Source organism: Sneathiella sp. (assembly GCF_047631475.1).
Taxonomy (GTDB): domain Bacteria; phylum Pseudomonadota; class Alphaproteobacteria; order Sneathiellales; family Sneathiellaceae; genus Sneathiella.
The window spans coordinates 1-16,259 of the sequence record NZ_JBLHZT010000032.1 but is presented as its reverse complement, the minus strand read 5'-3'; the positions used below and the strand labels follow the sequence as shown (position 1 = coordinate 16,259).

14 protein-coding genes and 1 tRNA gene are annotated in these 16,259 nt (G+C 48.2%); 7 read left to right on the top strand and 8 right to left on the bottom strand.

Features of this window, described 5'->3' with window-relative positions:
• Window positions 1-36 precede the first annotated feature (36 nt).
• From ACJAYR_RS12965 to ACJAYR_RS12945, 5 genes are all read right to left on the bottom strand, one after another.
• Window positions 37-1,134 (bottom strand): PA0069 family radical SAM protein, encoded by a 1,098-nt coding sequence (locus ACJAYR_RS12965; protein ID WP_415236993.1) that lies wholly within the window; start codon window positions 1,132-1,134, stop codon window positions 37-39.
• Window positions 1,135-1,213: 79 nt separating this feature from the next.
• Window positions 1,214-1,579, bottom strand: a complete 366-nt coding sequence (locus ACJAYR_RS12960; protein WP_415236992.1) for a PilZ domain-containing protein — start codon at window positions 1,577-1,579, stop codon at window positions 1,214-1,216.
• A 116-nt stretch (window positions 1,580-1,695) separates the two neighbouring features.
• Window positions 1,696-2,244: a molybdenum cofactor biosynthesis protein B gene (gene moaB, locus ACJAYR_RS12955; protein WP_415236991.1), complete on the bottom strand. Its 549-nt coding sequence runs from the start codon at window positions 2,242-2,244 to the stop codon at window positions 1,696-1,698.
• On the bottom strand, window positions 2,231-4,012 hold the full coding sequence (locus ACJAYR_RS12950; protein WP_415236990.1) for a transglycosylase SLT domain-containing protein: 1,782 nt from the start codon (window positions 4,010-4,012) through the stop codon (window positions 2,231-2,233). Before ACJAYR_RS12950 ends, moaB begins: the two co-directional genes overlap by 14 nt.
• 45 nt (window positions 4,013-4,057) lie before the next feature.
• Window positions 4,058-4,870, bottom strand: a complete 813-nt coding sequence (locus tag ACJAYR_RS12945; protein ID WP_415236989.1) for a uracil-DNA glycosylase — start codon at window positions 4,868-4,870, stop codon at window positions 4,058-4,060.
• A gap of 322 nt (window positions 4,871-5,192) precedes the next feature.
• Between ACJAYR_RS12945 and ACJAYR_RS12940 the strand changes: the two genes are divergently transcribed.
• From ACJAYR_RS12940 to ACJAYR_RS12920, 5 genes are all read left to right on the top strand, one after another.
• Window positions 5,193-6,842: a 4Fe-4S dicluster domain-containing protein gene (locus ACJAYR_RS12940; protein ID WP_415236988.1), complete on the top strand. Its 1,650-nt coding sequence runs from the start codon at window positions 5,193-5,195 to the stop codon at window positions 6,840-6,842.
• 128 nt (window positions 6,843-6,970) lie between these two features.
• Window positions 6,971-8,731 (top strand): tetratricopeptide repeat protein, encoded by a 1,761-nt coding sequence (locus tag ACJAYR_RS12935; protein WP_415236987.1) that lies wholly within the window; start codon window positions 6,971-6,973, stop codon window positions 8,729-8,731.
• Window positions 8,728-9,609 carry a 4-(cytidine 5'-diphospho)-2-C-methyl-D-erythritol kinase gene (locus ACJAYR_RS12930; RefSeq protein ID WP_415236986.1) on the top strand — a complete coding sequence of 294 codons (882 nt, stop codon included), beginning with the start codon at window positions 8,728-8,730 and terminating at the stop codon, window positions 9,607-9,609. Before ACJAYR_RS12935 ends, ACJAYR_RS12930 begins: the two co-directional genes overlap by 4 nt.
• Window positions 9,599-10,429: a hypothetical protein gene (locus ACJAYR_RS12925; protein ID WP_415236985.1), complete on the top strand. Its 831-nt coding sequence runs from the start codon at window positions 9,599-9,601 to the stop codon at window positions 10,427-10,429. Before ACJAYR_RS12930 ends, ACJAYR_RS12925 begins: the two co-directional genes overlap by 11 nt.
• Window positions 10,430-10,501: 72 nt before the next feature.
• Window positions 10,502-10,576: transfer RNA gene (locus tag ACJAYR_RS12920), tRNA-Gln, on the top strand.
• 236 nt (window positions 10,577-10,812) lie between these two features.
• Here the strand turns inward: ACJAYR_RS12920 and ACJAYR_RS12915 are convergent.
• Window positions 10,813-11,679 carry a DMT family transporter gene (locus ACJAYR_RS12915; protein WP_415236984.1) on the bottom strand — a complete coding sequence of 289 codons (867 nt, stop codon included), beginning with the start codon at window positions 11,677-11,679 and terminating at the stop codon, window positions 10,813-10,815.
• Window positions 11,680-11,872: 193 nt separating this feature from the next.
• On the opposite strand from ACJAYR_RS12915, the gene ACJAYR_RS12910 reads away from it, so the two are divergent.
• Together ACJAYR_RS12910 and ACJAYR_RS12905 are read left to right on the top strand one after the other, a co-directional pair.
• On the top strand, window positions 11,873-13,027 hold the full coding sequence (locus ACJAYR_RS12910; RefSeq protein WP_415236983.1) for a winged helix-turn-helix domain-containing protein: 1,155 nt from the start codon (window positions 11,873-11,875) through the stop codon (window positions 13,025-13,027).
• 320 nt (window positions 13,028-13,347) lie between these two features.
• Window positions 13,348-14,004, top strand: coding sequence for a hypothetical protein (locus tag ACJAYR_RS12905; RefSeq protein ID WP_415236982.1), 657 nt, complete (start codon window positions 13,348-13,350; stop codon window positions 14,002-14,004).
• A 521-nt stretch (window positions 14,005-14,525) separates the two neighbouring features.
• Here the strand turns inward: ACJAYR_RS12905 and ACJAYR_RS12900 are convergent.
• Together ACJAYR_RS12900 and ACJAYR_RS12895 are read right to left on the bottom strand one after the other, a co-directional pair.
• A complete protein-coding gene (locus tag ACJAYR_RS12900) occupies window positions 14,526-15,203 on the bottom strand; it encodes a gamma-glutamylcyclotransferase (RefSeq protein ID WP_415236981.1) in 678 nt (225 codons plus the stop codon).
• Window positions 15,204-15,561: 358 nt separating this feature from the next.
• On the bottom strand, window positions 15,562-16,259 hold a 698-nt coding region (locus ACJAYR_RS12895; protein ID WP_415236980.1), incomplete at its 5' end, for an acyl-CoA dehydrogenase family protein.

Below are 16,259 nucleotides of genomic sequence, written 5' to 3'. Positions count from 1 at the left end.
AGACTGATCGTCTAGTAAAATGCAATGAAAATCAGGTTAATCATCAAAAAGAGAATATTGATTGATGGGTCCAGTAGGCTTTTTAAACAAGTCGGTTGCAAGGTCGTGTTTTCGTTTTTTCAGTCCGTATTTACGGCAGGCGAGAGTGAACCGGTTAGCGATGAGATCCGCGTAGGCTCCCTGACCTCTCATCCGGGTTCTAAAATCAGGGTCATAATCGCTGCCTTTTCGCATCGATTGGATCAGCGACATGACTTTGGCGGCCCGATCCGGGAAATGTTCCTGCAGCCAATCTCGAAAAAGAGGAGAGACTTCACGCGGTAATCTGAGAAGCAGGTAAATAGCGTCAGACGCACCATTTTCCTTGGCAGCTTTCAAGATTTGTTCCATTTCCATATCATTCACAGCCGGGATGACAGGGGCCATTTGAGCAACGACCGGAATTCCGGCATCGCTTAGTTTCCGAATGGCCTTTAAGCGTTTATGGGGCGCACTGGCGCGCGGCTCCATGGTTCGAGATAAACGATTGTTTAAGCTTGTTAAAGAAATGCCGACCGTCACAAGCCTTTGTTTTGCTAAAGGCTGCAGAATGTCGAGATCACGTAAAACAAGATCAGATTTCGTTGTAATGGTGAAAGGGTGTTTTGTTTTTGCTAAAACCTTCAAAATCTCTCGGGTAATGCGTCTGTCTTTTTCTATTGGCTGATAGGGATCCGTATTGGTTCCCAGTGCAATGGGGGCACATTCATACTGGCTGCGGCCGAGTTCATTCCATAGAAGGTCTGGCGCATTTGGTTTTTCAAAGAGTTTGCTTTCGAAATCCAGACCAGGTGATAAATCCATATAGGCATGCGACGGGCGGGCATAACAATAAATACAGCCATGTTCACAGCCCCGGTAGGGGTTTATCGAACGGTCAAAAGGCAGGTCTGGTGATTGATTGCGGGAAATAATTGATTTTGCCCATTCAACCGTCACCGATGTGCGAAGGGCCTCATAGGCATCATCATCCTTTTCCCATCCATCATCTACCCTAACATGTTCAGTCGTTTGAAAGCGGCTCACCGGGTTGAGCGTCGCGCCGCGCCCGCGTTTGCTTATTTCAGGAGGTGGAAGGGTAGGCTGAGGTTCCATTCTTTCATGGTAAAACCAAAAAAAGAACAATTCAAGAACATTTGTTTAGGTGGTACTTATTATAAGCAGATTGGGTTCGTTATTTACCAGCGTTGGAAAGTAGCGTGAGGCGCTGCATACTGGCTTTTTCAAGAAAATCAAATGCGGCTTCATCCAATTTGTTAAAGGCGAAGGCCACCTGGTTTTTACCTAGAATAATACGGGTTACCGTTGCGCGGCAGTCAACAGACACCGAATTTTCAAGCGAATAGGACAGCTCTGAGATGCGGACAACTTCGCCAACTGGCGGCCGACCTCGATAATCATCTATTCGGAATCCTCCAAGACTCCAATCATAAGTATCAAACCGGATTGCACCGATCTGGATTGTCATGCATGGCAACTCATGACGGTGATCCCGTCTGTTGTGAGGTCGGTATTTTCCAACTGTAAAAAAGTTTGCCATGGTTAAACTTGGAGTGCTTTCAAATTTGTGTAGACCCAACTATCAAGCTAAAAAATTAACAAACTGTTTTCGATAAGCGACTTGTTTCATTTATCCGGAAATTAGCATTAGAAGGGCTACGATTTACTGCGTTTTAGATGTTCCTGAAGGCGCGGAAAGAGTTCGACAAAGTTACACGGCATGAATCGGTAATCCAATTGATGAACCAAAATATCATCCCAAGCGTCTTTAACGGCCCCTGTCGATCCGGGCAGGGCGAACAGATAAGTACCGCCAGCGACCCCCGCTGTTGCACGAGACTGAATTGTAGAGGTCCCGATTTTCTGATAGCTCAGCATTCGAAATAACTCACCAAAACCGGGGATTTCTTTTTCATACAGGGCTGTAAACGCTTCGGGAGTTACGTCTCGACCCGTCACACCGGTGCCACCAGTAGATATAACGACGTCGACTTCCTCATTGGCAATCCAGTCTTTGAGAAGCGCTTGAATTGCCGGGATTTCATCTTTGACGATTTGGCGATCCGCCAGCAGATGGCCGGCGTCTTTCAGGCGATCAACGAGCGTTTGACCGGAACGATCTTCAGACAAATCTCTTGTATCTGAAACGGTAAGAACGGCAATTCGTACAGGAATAAAAGTCCTGCTTTCATCAATTCCGGGCATTGTCTGCAACCTTTCTATTCTTTTTGTCCAACGAACGGTACTGGGGCCATCTTCCCTGCGCAATGTCGTCAAGCGCAGGCAGGTCTTGCCCCAATCTGTGCCGATAGATCCAGAAGTTGGTCAATACCCGTTTTATAAAGCTTCTGGTTTCACGGCTTTGCATGGCTTCGATAAAGAAGAGTGGATCTCCATTTGCTTTTGTTCTGGATTTCCATTTTATCAAATTTCCAGGCCCGCCATTATAGGCGATTGTAAGATGGAACAGATTTGTCTGAACTGTTTTGTCTTGCATCAAATAGGTCAAATATTTTTGACCCAGCTTCAAATTGTAAGACGGGTTAAACAGCTTCCTGTTCTTTCTATTGCGCAGGCTTTTGTCTCCGGCAAGATAACTTGCTGTGGACGGCATCAGTTGCATAAGGCCCTTCGCCCCAACGGGGCTTTCGGCGCGCGAATAAAACCCTGATTCTTGACGCATAAAAGCATAGATCAAGGCGCGGTCTACTTTGAAACCGCCTTGAGGGATCCATTGGGGCAGCGGATATATAGCGGCGTCAATTGCAGTATCTTTTCGTTCCCATAGATACAAACCCATCCGCATGGCAACGGCAGGAACGCCAATGCGCTCGGATAAGGTCAACAAAAGGTTCCCGTCTTTTGACCGCAACTTAGAAAAGGAGGATCGTAATTCGCGTTCCGCCAAGTGGAACTGGCCGGCTTCGCTTAGGGCAATTGCCCGTTTGGCGGCCGGCAGCTTTAGAAGTTTTTCAAGATTTACTGCTGTTAATTTCGGCAAATCCCAGTCGAAAGGCTTGTAAACGCCAAGTTGCCGCAACGCTAACAATCCATAAAATGTCCTTGGATGGGTTGCCGCCTTTTGGAGATACTCAATCGCTTTTTCAGCCTCTCCCAATTTCAGGAAACTACGCGATGCCCACCAACTGGACCGACTGGCTGTCCAACCAGAGATCCGTTTAACATTGCTTAACGCTGTGAAATGGTTGGCAGCCTTTTTCATCTTTCCAAGACGCCAAGCCGTCAAGCCCGCAGTCCAGTGGGCGAGGGGGACATAACGGCGGGACTTTTGCAAAGCCGCTTCTGCGTGTTCTAAAGCAAGGTCATCTTTTGCATAGAGAAAGAAGCTTTTGGCAATTCGCGCCTGCAAAATGGCGTACTCGGTTTTATCCAATAATTTCTGGATTTTCTTTTGTTCCAGATACTCGATCGCCTTTGTTGGCTGACCTCGATACAAATATCGCCGAACTACTCGATGCGCATGTTTGACTTCAGTAACTGTTTTTGTGCTTCGAGAACGTTTGCTCTTATAGGATCTTGAAAGGTAAAACGGTTGGCCCGGGCCTGTTCCACCAAGATATCTGCCGGTTTTCGGCTTTGGTGTGGCTTTCCAATCAGATAAATGGCGACTGACGGCCAGCCGGTATAGCTTGTCGGCACCAGGATGATCCGCATATTGTTTCATCCATAGATGCAACTCCGGATAAGTCGCCCGATAATGGGTTGGGTGCATATATCGCTGTTGCTTGACATGTCCCATCAGCAGAGGGTCTTCAATTTTCTTGATGAGTTTGTCTGCTTTATTCCAGTTGCCTTCTTCCTGCTCCCGAAAAATTTGCTGATATAGGCCGGCATCCTTGTCACTGAGAATTGTCGGTATTGTCTCGGCGTTTACTTTTCCTGGCAGTGCAGAAAAAGAAATCAAGATCAGCAATCCGATCAAAATGAGGCGTTTTGAGAAGGTCAAGTTCATTACATGCTACTTGTGATTAAACGGTTACTGTTGTGAGGGGCGATGTCATGGGCGCGCGGCATTGATCGCAGACTGTATGGTCAACAGGTCTTTCCAGGCAATCTTTTTTGATGCGGGATGTTCTAGCAGGAAGGCAGGATGGAACATTGGCAAGGCCCGGACGCTGGTTTCACCATATTCCAGGGTCAACCACTTTCCGCGTAACCGGTTAATGCCAGATTTTTTGCCGGTTAAGAAAGAGGCGGCTTCTCCGAATAAGATAACGGTCTGAGGGGCAGCAAGTTCAATATGCCGTTCGACAAAGGGCAGACAAACAGCTTGTTCTTCGGTTGTTGGCGCGCGCCCTCCCGGTGGGCGCCAGGGAAGAATGCTTGTCATATAGACGTCGTCTTCCGTAAGGCCAATGGCATTTAACATTTTGCTGAGCAGTTCGCCGCTTTGTCCAGAAAAAGGAAGACCGGTTCGATCTTCATCTGATGCCGCGGGCCGATCAATCAGCATAAGCGGACTTTTCGCGTTGCCCCGGGCGAACACTGTATGGGTGGCAAGCTCTTTAAGCGAGCATCCGTCGAATAATTCGACGGCATTTTTCAGGGCGTCAATCGTGGCACAGTCAGCCGCCACAGATTTGGCATGGTTCACCAGCTCAGCATTGGGGCGCGGCGGTTTGGCTGCTGACACAGAGACAGTCGCAGCCCGAGCCGTTGGCAGGGGGCGACGGACTGTCTGTTCTGCTGGGGCTGATTTTACGGGTGGTTTAAGGGCGAAATGATCGATCGGTGTCTCACCGATGGTTTCATTGACGCCTGCCTCCAGATAAAAGTCCAGAATTTGTTTTATGTTTGCATTCCCGTACATGACGCGCATCATAGCAGCAGTCGATTATAAATTTGAACCCTGTGTCGTGTCTCATTTTTATAATCGCAAATTATGTTTCACGGACTTTCCCAAGGGGAAATCTGCATGTTTGCGCATATTCAAAGCTCCTGATTTTCCAATCGCAACTGTAGAAGGGCAGAAAACTGCCAATGCGTTCAAAAAAAACAGGATTGACGCATCATAAAAAAAATATAGTGTCAGGAAAAAATAAAGTTGGACACTCGTTTGGTTTACCGAGAAAAGACGATTGCAGGCGGCTTGTTCGGCCCGATTAAATAAAAATGCTAGAAGAGGCTTTATAATGGAACGCGAATCTATGGAATTTGATGTCGTAATTGTTGGCGGAGGACCGGCTGGTCTGTCTGCGGCGATAAAATTGCGGCAATTGAGCATGGAAGCTGATATCGACATCAGTGTATGCGTTCTGGAAAAAGGCTCTGAGATTGGCGCGCACATTTTGTCGGGCAATGTTTTTGAGCCACACGCGCTGGAAGAACTTTTTCCTGACTGGAAGGAAAAGGGCGCTCCGCTTAACACTCCGGTGAAATCAGAAAATTTCTATTTTTTGACAGAAGCAAGTGAGATTGCTTTTCCAAACTTCCTTTTGCCTAAGCAGTTGCATAACAAGGGCAATTACATCATCAGTCTTGGAAATTTGTGTCGCTGGCTGGCCGAACAGGCTGAGGCGCTTGGCGTGGAGGTCTATCCTGGATTTGCAGCAGCCGAGGTGCTGTATCATGAGGATGGCAGCGTTAAGGGTGTCGCAACCGGCGATATGGGGATCGGCCGCGATGGCACGCCGAAGCCGACCCATGAGCCGGGTATGGAACTGCATGCGAAATACACGCTTTTCGCCGAAGGGGTTCGCGGATCTCTTACCAAGACATTGTTTGAAAAATTTGATCTGCGCGAAAACTGTGACCCACAGTCCTTTGGGATCGGCATCAAAGAAATCTGGGAGCTGGACCCTTCACAACATCGCGAAGGTCATGTTTTCCATACGGCGGGCTGGCCGATGGATATCAAGACCTATGGTGGTTCTTTCGTTTATCACCTTGAAAATAATCAGGCTTATGTCGGCTATGTTGTCGCACTCGATTATGAAAATCCTTATTTGTCACCGTATGACGAATTCCAGCGTTTCAAATCTCATCCAATGATGAAAGAAATGCTCAAAGGCGGCAAGCGGATTGCATATGGTGCCCGGGCGATTAATGAAGGGGGCCTTCAATCCGTTCCCGAGCTGGTATTTCCAGGCGGTGCGATTGTTGGCTGTTCAGCCGGTTTTGTGAACGTTCCAAAGATCAAAGGATCTCATACGGCGATGAAAACAGGTATGATGGCTGCTGAAGCGATCATGGCTGAATTCAAGGAAAATGCAGAGACCCCTGCGAAGGTTCTGGAAACCTATCCAAAGCTGTTTAAAGATTCATGGGTATATAAAGAACTTTATGAAGTTCGGAATTCAAGGCCAGCCTTCCGGTGGGGCCTCTTTGCAGGAACACTTTATACTGGTATTTCACTGAAGCTCTTTGGCGGTAAAGAGCCTTGGACCTTTAAGATCCATGATGATCATTCTGCGCTGAAAAAAGCAAAAGATTGCAAGAAAATTGAATATCCGAAATATGATGGTGTTTATACATTTGATAAACCCTCTTCTGTCTTCCTGTCGGCCACAAACCACGAGGAAGACCAGCCCGTTCATCTGACATTGAAGGATGATACGGTCCCGGTTCGTATTAATTATAATGAATATGCGGGCCCGGAACAGAGGTTCTGTCCAGCCGGTGTTTACGAGTATTTGACGGACGACGACGGCTCCAACCCTCGTCTGCAGATCAATGCTCAAAACTGCGTGCATTGTAAAACCTGCGATATCAAGGATCCAACCCAGAATATCAATTGGGTGGTCCCTGAAGGAGCGGGAGGACCAAATTATCCAAATATGTAAGATATTAACCGCTTACATATTGAAATCGCTCCTCATAACATCCTATTTCTGTTACCTGGTTATCAAAAATAAGTTAGTGTCTTATCGCTAAAAGTAGAGATAGTATCCGGGTAACAGAGGTATTTTGAATGAAAAAACAGACATCACGACGCTTTGTATCCCTATTGACCGGATCGGTCTTTCTTGTCTCGCTTGGGGCGTGCGCAGGGACGGGCTCGGGTGCTGGAAGTGAAACCTTACCATTTTCTTTTCAGGATGACGGGGGGATTGCCGATCCTTATCCTTCATCTTTTGCCGGTCAGTATCTGGCAGGCCGACAAGCCTTTCGAGAGAAAAACTCTGAAGAAGCTGCCAAATATTTTGATCAGGTTCTGGAACAGTATCCGGAAGACGGGTTTATTCTACAAAATACGTTTCAGGTAGCGCTTGCCAACGGGGATATGGAAAAAGCATTATTGCTCGCCCGGGACATTACAGCGCAAAATGCCAACGACGACGGCGCTGCGCGCCTTATCCTTGCTATTGACGAAATCCGGTCCCGCAATTTTCTGAAAGCCAGCGAGCATTTGTCGAAAACCCGTGCGGCCGGGTTCAATATTCTTATCCGACCTGTTCTTGGCGCCTGGGTTAAGTTGGGTCAGGGGCAAAAAGAAGAAGCTTACAAAGCGCTGGATGAACTTGATAATTATGATGGCTTTAAAGCCCTGAAATCTTATCATTTGGCGTTGTTGGCGCATGTGTCTGGGGACCGCGAAGAAGCCCAAAAACAGTTTGAAGCGGCGTATTCCGGGCCCGCCGGGCGCGCCGTTCGGTTTGTGCAGTCCTACGGTCGTTTCCTGATGGAACAGTCGGACAAAGAAGCCGCTCTGAAGATTATTTCGGACTATCAAAAACGGTTTCCGCTCAGTCCAACGGCAAACCGACTGTTGGAAGATCTGACCAAAAACAACAATGTCGAACCAGTATTAAATAATCCCATCGATGGCGCAGCAGAGGCCTTATACAGTTCGGCGACTATCGTAAGTCAAGAACGGGTGCGCAGCGTTGCCGCGACATATGCCTATTTCTCCTTGATGTTGCGTCCGGACCTGGTGGAAGCAAAGGCATTGCTCGCCGAAATCGCGGAGGACGAGCAAAAGTGGGAGAAAGCGCTTTCTTACTATCAAGCGATCCCGGAAGGCTCACCTTATACACTCAACGCTCGTATCCGATCCGCGTGGATTGCGCACCGTCTGGGAGAAACGGACCGTGCGGTTTCCCGGTTGGAACGACTGGCAAAAGACAACCCGGATAATATAGAGCCACTGGTGGTTCTGGCAGACTTGAACCGCGATGTAAAAAATTGGCGCCGGGCCGCGAGTGCCTATGGCCGCGCGATTGATAATATTGGCGAAGCAAAAAGCAGGCTATGGTCCTTGTTATATGCGCGTGGCATCGCTTTTGAGCGCCTGAATGAATGGAATAATGCTGAGGCAGATCTGGTGAAGGCGCTTGAGCTCCGTCCAGATCATCCGCAAATTTTGAACTATCTCGGATATTCCTGGGCTGACCGCGGTGAAAATCTGGAAGAAGCCAGGAAAATGCTGACCAAGGCCGTCTCGTTGCGCCCTCGGGATGGCTATATCGTTGATAGTCTGGGATGGCTGTATTACCGGATCGGTGACTATGAAAATGCAGCGCTGCAACTTGAAAAAGCCGTGGCCCTTCAACCAGAAGACCCGACAATAAATGATCATCTGGGCGATGCTTACTGGCAGGTTGGCCGGTATAAAGAAGCACGATATCAGTGGCAGCGGTCTTTGTGGCTGGATCCGGAAGAAAAGCTGATCCCGATTATTGAAGATAAATTGAAAAACGGCTTGCCTAAGGGGAATGGCACAAGTCAATGAAGCGGGTCGCTTATGCTCCTCCGAAGGTTAATCTGTTCCTGCATGTGACAGGCAAAAGACCCGATGGATACCATTCGCTGGAGAGCCTTGTCTGTTTTCCAAGGGGCGGGGACGAACTCACTCTTACAGAAGATGAGTCTCAGCTTCAATTGTTCGAAACGGGGCCATATGCTGCGCAGACAGGGTGCCAGTCTCGTAATCTTGTGATGCAGGCGGCGGACCTGTTGAAACGGAAATATTCAGTATCAAACGGAGCGCGCCTTCTTTTGCAGAAGAATTTACCGGTTGCGTCCGGCATTGGCGGGGGGTCAGCTGATGCCGCGGCGGCGTTATTACTTCTCAATGAAGCTTGGGGCTTGAATTTGTCTAAGGAGACGCTGGGCGAAATTGGCCTGACGCTTGGGGCCGATGTGCCGGTATGTCTTTTGCAGCAGACCGCGATGATGCGCGGAATAGGGGAGCAGATTACCCCGGTAGCCAACGGGCCAGCCTGTGCCATTCTTCTTGTTAATCCCGGAATATCGATTTCAACGCCCGACATTTTTAAGGCGCTAACGCTCTCTGACAACACGCCGGATTGTCCCCGTTTTGAAAATCTGGATTTCGAGCAATTTATAGAGGCACTTGATGCGTGTAGAAATGACCTTCAACCCGTGGCCGTAGATCTGGCACCTGATATTCAGACTGTTCTGAATAAAATAAACGACACCGAGGGCTGCCGCCTTGCGCGCATGAGTGGGAGTGGGGCAACCTGTTTCGGGCTTTACAAGACTGTGCCTGAAGCGGAAAAGGCACGCGCTGAACTTTTGGACAGCAATCCTGCCTGGTGGACGCTGGCCTCTCATTTCCCAAGTCTGGACCACCCTGATGACCAATAGGTATTTGGGGCGCCTGTCCGCAGCTTTTGGGCTGTTAGCACTGCTACTGGCAACGGCCTGTTCCTCGCCATCGGATCCACCCCGTGCCGATGTCCCCCAATTCAAAGCACCGGTTACTTCTGATCTGGAACGGATCTGGCAAAATGCCGTTGTGGCGGTGCCTGTTCGCGGAACAACGGGTTCTATGGTGACGACCAATCGGGGCCGGGCCGGGCCGCCGCAAGGTCTGGCTGGAGTGGGGCCGGATATCAGATGGCCAATCATTGTTGTTGTGCAGGCCTGCGGGTTGCCTGACCCGCTTGAATTAATGCGCGCGATGGCGGAACAGGGCTATGTCGTCCTGTCTCCCGCCTCCAATTCGCGGTTTTTTAATCCGTTGGACTGTCAGTCCGCAGCATCTGTGCACGATCGGGCAGAAGCGACACTGGATGAGCGGCGGCTGGAAATCAGATATGTTCTGAAACAGTTGTCAAAGCAGTCGTGGATCGATCCCGCCAATGTTTTTCTTGTTGGTCTGCACGATGGTGCGGCGGCTGTGGCCCGCTATACTGGCCAAGACGTGAAAGCCCGAATTCTTGCGGAATGGGACTGTCAGGGAAGCGGTAAGGTAAATGGCGTGGCCCACGCGGAACGGTCGCCAATTTTCGCGGTCACATCCGCACGAACACCAATATTTGGTGGGGATTGCAGTCGTTTTTTTGCCCCAGCGGAGGAAAGCGTTGTTCTATCCATGCCCCAGAAATATGCCAATAATATCCTTCTGGAGCCAATTGTTTACACACAGTTTCTCCGTTTTCTGGACCGCCAACTTTTTAAATGACACGGGATTGTCATTTTTTTTAAATTTAGACTTGAGATTACCGAACTTCTTGGATAGAAAGAGGCCTCTCGTTGGGGTGTAGCCAAGCGGTAAGGCACCGGTTTTTGGTATCGGCATGCGCAGGTTCGAATCCTGCCACCCCAGCCATTTTTTCCCAGAAATTTAGATATTTGGCGTTTTGCCACTCTCTGGGGCGGACGTTCTGAATATCAGGGACGTGGTTGAAGACTGAAAGTATAGCGCGGTCGAGCTTGGAAGAGCGTTTCCTTCAACGGGCTCACCGGAATATTATATCCTCTCTCAGAATGAGAGCAGGATTTCTCCGGCTTCAATTTGATGAGATGCTTTTCCAGCAAGATATTGTCCAAGGCATCTTTTCCATTTCATTGTTTTCGTGTTTTTCGTTCTCGCAGGACGATATAGCAGCCGCTTGTGACGACAATTGCGCTGCCCAAGAGTGTCAGTCCGTCCGGGCGTTCTGAGAAAACAATGGCGCCCAGTATCATCGCGAATACAAGGCGGGTATATCGAAACGGTGCGACGACCGAAATTTCCCCGGTTCTCATTGCGATTGTGAGTGCGTTATAGGCCACGACCCCTGCGGCGATGGTTGCCAACAACTTGAACCAGACCGTCAGTTCAGGCACAACAAACGAGATGCCGTGCCACACAGACAGGATAACACCTGCCAAGAAGAGGATAAAAAAGCCATAGATGCCCAATTGCCGGTTGGACATGGTCATTGGAGCGGCCCGTGTGGCAAGATCGCGGCCTGCAAAGCCGAGGGTTCCCAAAACGGCGAAAAGTGAGGCTGCTTCAAAGCCGCTCAATCCTGGGCGGAGGATAAGAAGCACACCCGCAAATCCAAGGATAATACCTGCCCAGCGGTGCCAGCCAACGCTTTCTTTAAAGAAGAAAATAGCGCCTAACGCCACAAATAAAGGGGTTGCCTGCAATATGGCAGAGGCGCTGGATAGTGGGGTATACGCAATGGCGAGCGCAAAAAACAGACGCCCCAATAATTCACATGCCGATCTGATGATCAGGGGCGGGGCCGTGATTTGCGGATGGATGATCTTTTCCCGCTTGGCCATGCTCAAAATCATGAAGACAAGCATACCACCCAGGCCGAATAGAATAAGGGCCTGTCCCACCGGGATGGTTTGCACGGCCGATTTGAAGAACATGTCTTCCAGGGCGAAGGCTGCCATTGCGAGAACCATAAAGAGTGTGCCGCGTATATTGTTCATTTTCAGCGCTTTATTATTTGTGCATTCGGGAAGAGATGTGTGATTGGGGTCTACCGGTCTTTATTAGTGGCCGTGGCCGATGTTGGCCAGTGAGAACAAAAAATGTTCGATGAATTTGTGATCCGTGTCAAATTCTGTTTGACTGAAATCCGCTTCAATAGAGAGTGTCCATCAATAGAGACGAAAGCTGTTTATGCCCCTTAAAATATCAAATCAAGATGCCCGGTTGTTGCTATTAGAGGCGATGGGGCTTTGTGCAAAAGTGACGGGCCCCGTTGATGTTGAGGCCCTTTCTAAATCATTAGGATTTGTTCAGTTGGATACGATCCGAGTGGTTGAAAGGGCACACGATCACATTCTATGGACGAGGCACCCCAAATACAGACCCCACATGTTGCCTCAGGCCTTTTCGAAGAAACGGCAATTGTTTGAACATTTTACCCATGATGCATCGCTTATTCCCATGGCCTTTTTTCCCTATTGGCAACGGCGGTTTTCGCAGTTAGAGGAAAAAGTTGGCAGACGGTATCAGGATTTAAAGACGCTGAACCTGGCGCATTTGTTGCAGCGGATTGAGGCGGAGGGACCTCTGTCCACCCATGCATTTGATACAAAAGTTGTTGGCCAAAAAAAGATGTGGCAACGCCCACCTCATAAACAGGGGCTGGATTATCTTTGGTATTCTGGAAAACTGTCCACGTCTCACCGCGTTAATTTTAAGAAGTTTTACGATCTTACTGAGAGGGTCGTTCCGTTTGAACTGCAGCAACGGAAGATTTCTGATGAGGCCCAGATTAACTGGCTTTGTGAAGCGGCTCTCAACCGTCTTGTTTTCGCGACTGAAGGTGAAATCCAACGGTTTTGGGAAGCGGTCAGCTTAAGGGAGGTGAAGGCCTGGACAGAAAAGAATGCAAGCAGGCTTGTACGCGTTGAAGTGGAGGGGCATGACGGGGCGGTCCAGCCCTGTTTTTCGTTTGCCGATATCGAAGAGCGGTTGAACAAAGTTGGGGATCCATCAAAACAGCTTCGTATATTAAATCCGTTTGACCCTCTTATTCGGGATCGAAAGCGGTTAGAGCGCCTGTTTGGTTTTTATTATCGTATCGAAATCTTTGTGCCAGAACAAAAACGGCAGTGGGGATATTATGTTTATCCTATTCTCGAAGGCGCAAGATTTATCGGTCGGATCGAGGTGAAGGCAGACCGTGCTTCTGGCCAGATGCAGGTTCTACATGTCTGGATGGAAGACGGGTTCCCTCTTACCAGCGGGCGGTCAGCGAAACTGGAAGCTGAAATCAACCGTTTTAAGCGATTTGCCGGACTGGATGAAGTGTGCTGGGCGGTTTAAGGGCTGCTCTGGCCTATCTGATTCGATTTCGTGTTATCTGACTGTCCAATATGTCTATATCTAACGCAAAATATTAACCATAAAGACCCACCACGTTAACCTAATAATTCAATTTATGGTTAATTTATTGTGTCAAATTTGACGATTTCTCGACGAAGATGATTAAAATTTTATTAAATTGTAAAGAATGCCCTTCTGCGCGTTGACAAGTTTGAGCGCAAACATTAATCAGACGTTAATCATTTGTTAATGTTTTCTGCAGGCGTCAACAGTATCGACGTGACTGTAGGTGTAAAATTTCCGCTTTATTGGATGGAAAAATGCTTAATCGAGTTAAACTTTTAGCTGCTGCTGTCAGTGTTTCTGTTTGCGCAATCGCTGCGACACCAGCATCTGCTACAACAGTCTTCTTCAGTGGGTTTGAAACACCTATTGCTGATACAAATAACAATGGCTGGGACGTTATCAACCCTCTTTTCGAAGGTTGGGCAGTCACAGCAGGTCCTGGTATTGAAGTTCAAAAAGGAAATATTGGCGGCGCAAATCCTTATGCTGGCAATCAGAAAATTGAACTTGATAGTGACTTTGCTCCAGATTCAAACTCTGCAATGGCGCAAAGTGTAAATCTTGCTGCTGGTACATACGAGTTTTCATTCGCGTATCTTGGTCGTACAGGTGACGTGAACACGAACGGAATTGGTTATAGCATCGACACCGGTGTTCTTGCTGATACACTTGTGACTGGTGTTCGCTCAGATGGCTGGGAAATTATCTCTCACATCTTTACGCTGGACACTGCACAGACTATCACAATGAATTTCTGGGCGTCTGGCACAGACGATACCCGCGGCGGTTATCTGGACAATGTTCAGATTTCTGCAGTTCCACTTCCGCCTGCTGTTCTTCTGTTCGGCGCGGCGCTTGGTGGACTTGGGTGGCTTGGCCGTCGTCGCAAGAAAGCAGCACTTACTGCATAAGTGGTAGACCTAATACTTATAAAACGGCGGCTTGTATGGCCGCCGTTTTTTTTGCCTAAACGTCAAGATCAGGCCTGTTTCTGGCAGAGGACGGAAAAATAATCATTTAGGTCGTTTGATTCGTTTTTTTCGTGATAAAAAAGTGAATAAATTTTTTTTAATGTAATTTTATAATTACATAGACGTCATCTATATGACGTTAAGTAAAGAATAAAAATACTAAGAAATAAGCCTATGCTATTAGATTGCTTATTGTTTTCGTTTGGCACCGGCAATTCTGTTTGTTCTTGATCTTTCCCGTCATTATGCAGATACTCAAAATCAGTTGATCAGTTCCAAGAATTGATCTGCTGGATATCCCCCCCGATATCCTAGTAGATGTAGTATCAAGTACCCTAGTATTAAGTACATAGTTGCGTATTCGTACCGATTATTTAGTATCAAGTACCCTAGTACCCCTCTGATGTTGGAGAGATCTAATATCAGCCGATATGATCCCGGCACACACCCCTCGTGCCGGGTCATTTCTTTTTCGGGTAGGCATTTTCCACTTTCCTCATCAGATAATGCAAATACTGATCTTTGACGTTGATTTCTTCTAGATGCGTTACGGTATTGCTTAGATAATCACGGCATGTTCCAAGATATCCTTCTCCCGTTGCAATCAGTTTGATCTTTTCATCAATATCGATCTCTGGCGTATATCTTCTATGCTGATGATTGACAACAAACGTCAACGCAGGGACCTTTTCACCGTTTTGAAGGGTGAGTTTGCATTCGGTGGCCCGATAGGCGCCAGAAAGCATCTCTCTCATCCACAGGATACGGGTTTCACTCTCTACTTTTTGCGCTGGGATATAGAACCCTCTGCCATTACAGGACCCCCCGTTATCAAGGGCGAGCATAAGTCCTGGCTTTTCAGCGCTCCCTCGGCCCATCGAAAGTTTCAGGCAAAAACTCCGCCGGTAGCCGTATAACCGTGCTGGCATAGAGTGATCAAACTCAAAGGCGGGATTCCAGAGAAGTGAACCATATCCGAACACCCACAAACCGTCCTCGCTTTGCCTGTTTTTTAAAAAGTCCTGCCGGCTATTTTCCCTTTCTTCATGAGTAAGGGCATCATAAGGGCCATACTTGCGCGCTTCTGCGATCAGTTCATCGATCCGTTGGGGGGTGAAATCTTCTCGTTTCAGCATCATCTCTCCTTTGCCAGAATGTTGTGGCTTTCGGGAACGGTCAGAAAACTCTTTCTCTGGGCCCATAAATGGCGTCAAGGCTCAGGGATTTATTATTGATCGATCCTAAACGAGAATGTCGCTTGGGTGAGGAGCCTTTGAAAAGCAGAGCATTTCTTTTTAAGCATAGAATTTGGTGAGTGCAGGATAATCGTTTCTTTGGAGGGTCTCTGTATTTTTGCGCAAGCCATAAAAAGTGGAGCAGGGCCTGACGAAGAGAGCTTTGCCCTGAATGGATAGGATGGCAAAGAACTGTCGATGAGAGGGGTATCACAGGACCTCCGGCAGGAAATGGGGCCGGTCCATGGACCGACCCGTTATCTTATAGGCCGAGGATAAGTTTTGCCATAATGTTCCGCTGGATCTCGTTTGATCCACCGTATATGGAAACTTTTCGGGCATTAAAGTACCGAGGCGCGACGCCACTGGCATAATCCGCGCCAAGGGGCTCGTCATTTCGTCCGGCCTGTAGCGGAATGAACGGCGTTGAGTATGTCCCGACAGCCTCGTACGCAAGCTCAACAACATCCTGATACAGGTCAGTGCCCCGACATTTCATCAAGGACGACTGAGGGCCCATATTCTGTCCGTTGCTGAGTTTACTCAAAATACGAAGTTCAGTCATTTCAAGCGCCTGAATATCAATTTCCAGTTTCGTCAATTTCGACCGGAATGATGGATCAGACAGAAGAGCCTGACCGCCGGCAACTTCCTTTTCAGCAATCGCTTTGACCTTTTGAACACCGCGTTTTAGGCGGCCTGCATAGGCGTTTCCGCGTTCAAATTCCAAAAGATATTTAGCGTATGTCCAACCTTTATTCACTTCACCGATAAGATTCTCTTTTGGAACCTTCACGTCGTTGAAAAAGACCTGATTAACTTCTTGAGCGCCTTTAACAGGAAGGTCTGTCGTTTGAATTGGGTCTACTGAAATGCCTGGTGATTTCATGTCGATCAGCAGAAACGAAATACCTTCCTGTCGTTTGCCCTCTGTCGAGGTACGCACAAGGCAGAAAATCC

What these genes read in the sequence shown, in the direction of transcription:
- ACJAYR_RS12965 (WP_415236993.1), bottom strand. Translation starts at nt 1,134, where the DNA reads ATGGAACCTCAGCCTACCCTTCCACCTCCTGAAATAAGCAAACGCGGG.
- ACJAYR_RS12960 (WP_415236992.1), bottom strand. Translation starts at nt 1,579, where the DNA reads ATGGCAAACTTTTTTACAGTTGGAAAATACCGACCTCACAACAGACGG.
- moaB (WP_415236991.1), bottom strand. Translation starts at nt 2,244, where the DNA reads ATGCCCGGAATTGATGAAAGCAGGACTTTTATTCCTGTACGAATTGCC.
- ACJAYR_RS12950 (WP_415236990.1), bottom strand. Translation starts at nt 4,012, where the DNA reads ATGAACTTGACCTTCTCAAAACGCCTCATTTTGATCGGATTGCTGATC.
- ACJAYR_RS12945 (WP_415236989.1), bottom strand. Translation starts at nt 4,870, where the DNA reads ATGTACGGGAATGCAAACATAAAACAAATTCTGGACTTTTATCTGGAG.
- ACJAYR_RS12940 (WP_415236988.1), top strand. Translation starts at nt 5,193, where the DNA reads ATGGAACGCGAATCTATGGAATTTGATGTCGTAATTGTTGGCGGAGGA.
- ACJAYR_RS12935 (WP_415236987.1), top strand. Translation starts at nt 6,971, where the DNA reads ATGAAAAAACAGACATCACGACGCTTTGTATCCCTATTGACCGGATCG.
- ACJAYR_RS12930 (WP_415236986.1), top strand. Translation starts at nt 8,728, where the DNA reads ATGAAGCGGGTCGCTTATGCTCCTCCGAAGGTTAATCTGTTCCTGCAT.
- ACJAYR_RS12925 (WP_415236985.1), top strand. Translation starts at nt 9,599, where the DNA reads ATGACCAATAGGTATTTGGGGCGCCTGTCCGCAGCTTTTGGGCTGTTA.
- ACJAYR_RS12915 (WP_415236984.1), bottom strand. Translation starts at nt 11,679, where the DNA reads ATGAACAATATACGCGGCACACTCTTTATGGTTCTCGCAATGGCAGCC.
- ACJAYR_RS12910 (WP_415236983.1), top strand. Translation starts at nt 11,873, where the DNA reads ATGCCCCTTAAAATATCAAATCAAGATGCCCGGTTGTTGCTATTAGAG.
- ACJAYR_RS12905 (WP_415236982.1), top strand. Translation starts at nt 13,348, where the DNA reads ATGCTTAATCGAGTTAAACTTTTAGCTGCTGCTGTCAGTGTTTCTGTT.
- ACJAYR_RS12900 (WP_415236981.1), bottom strand. Translation starts at nt 15,203, where the DNA reads ATGATGCTGAAACGAGAAGATTTCACCCCCCAACGGATCGATGAACTG.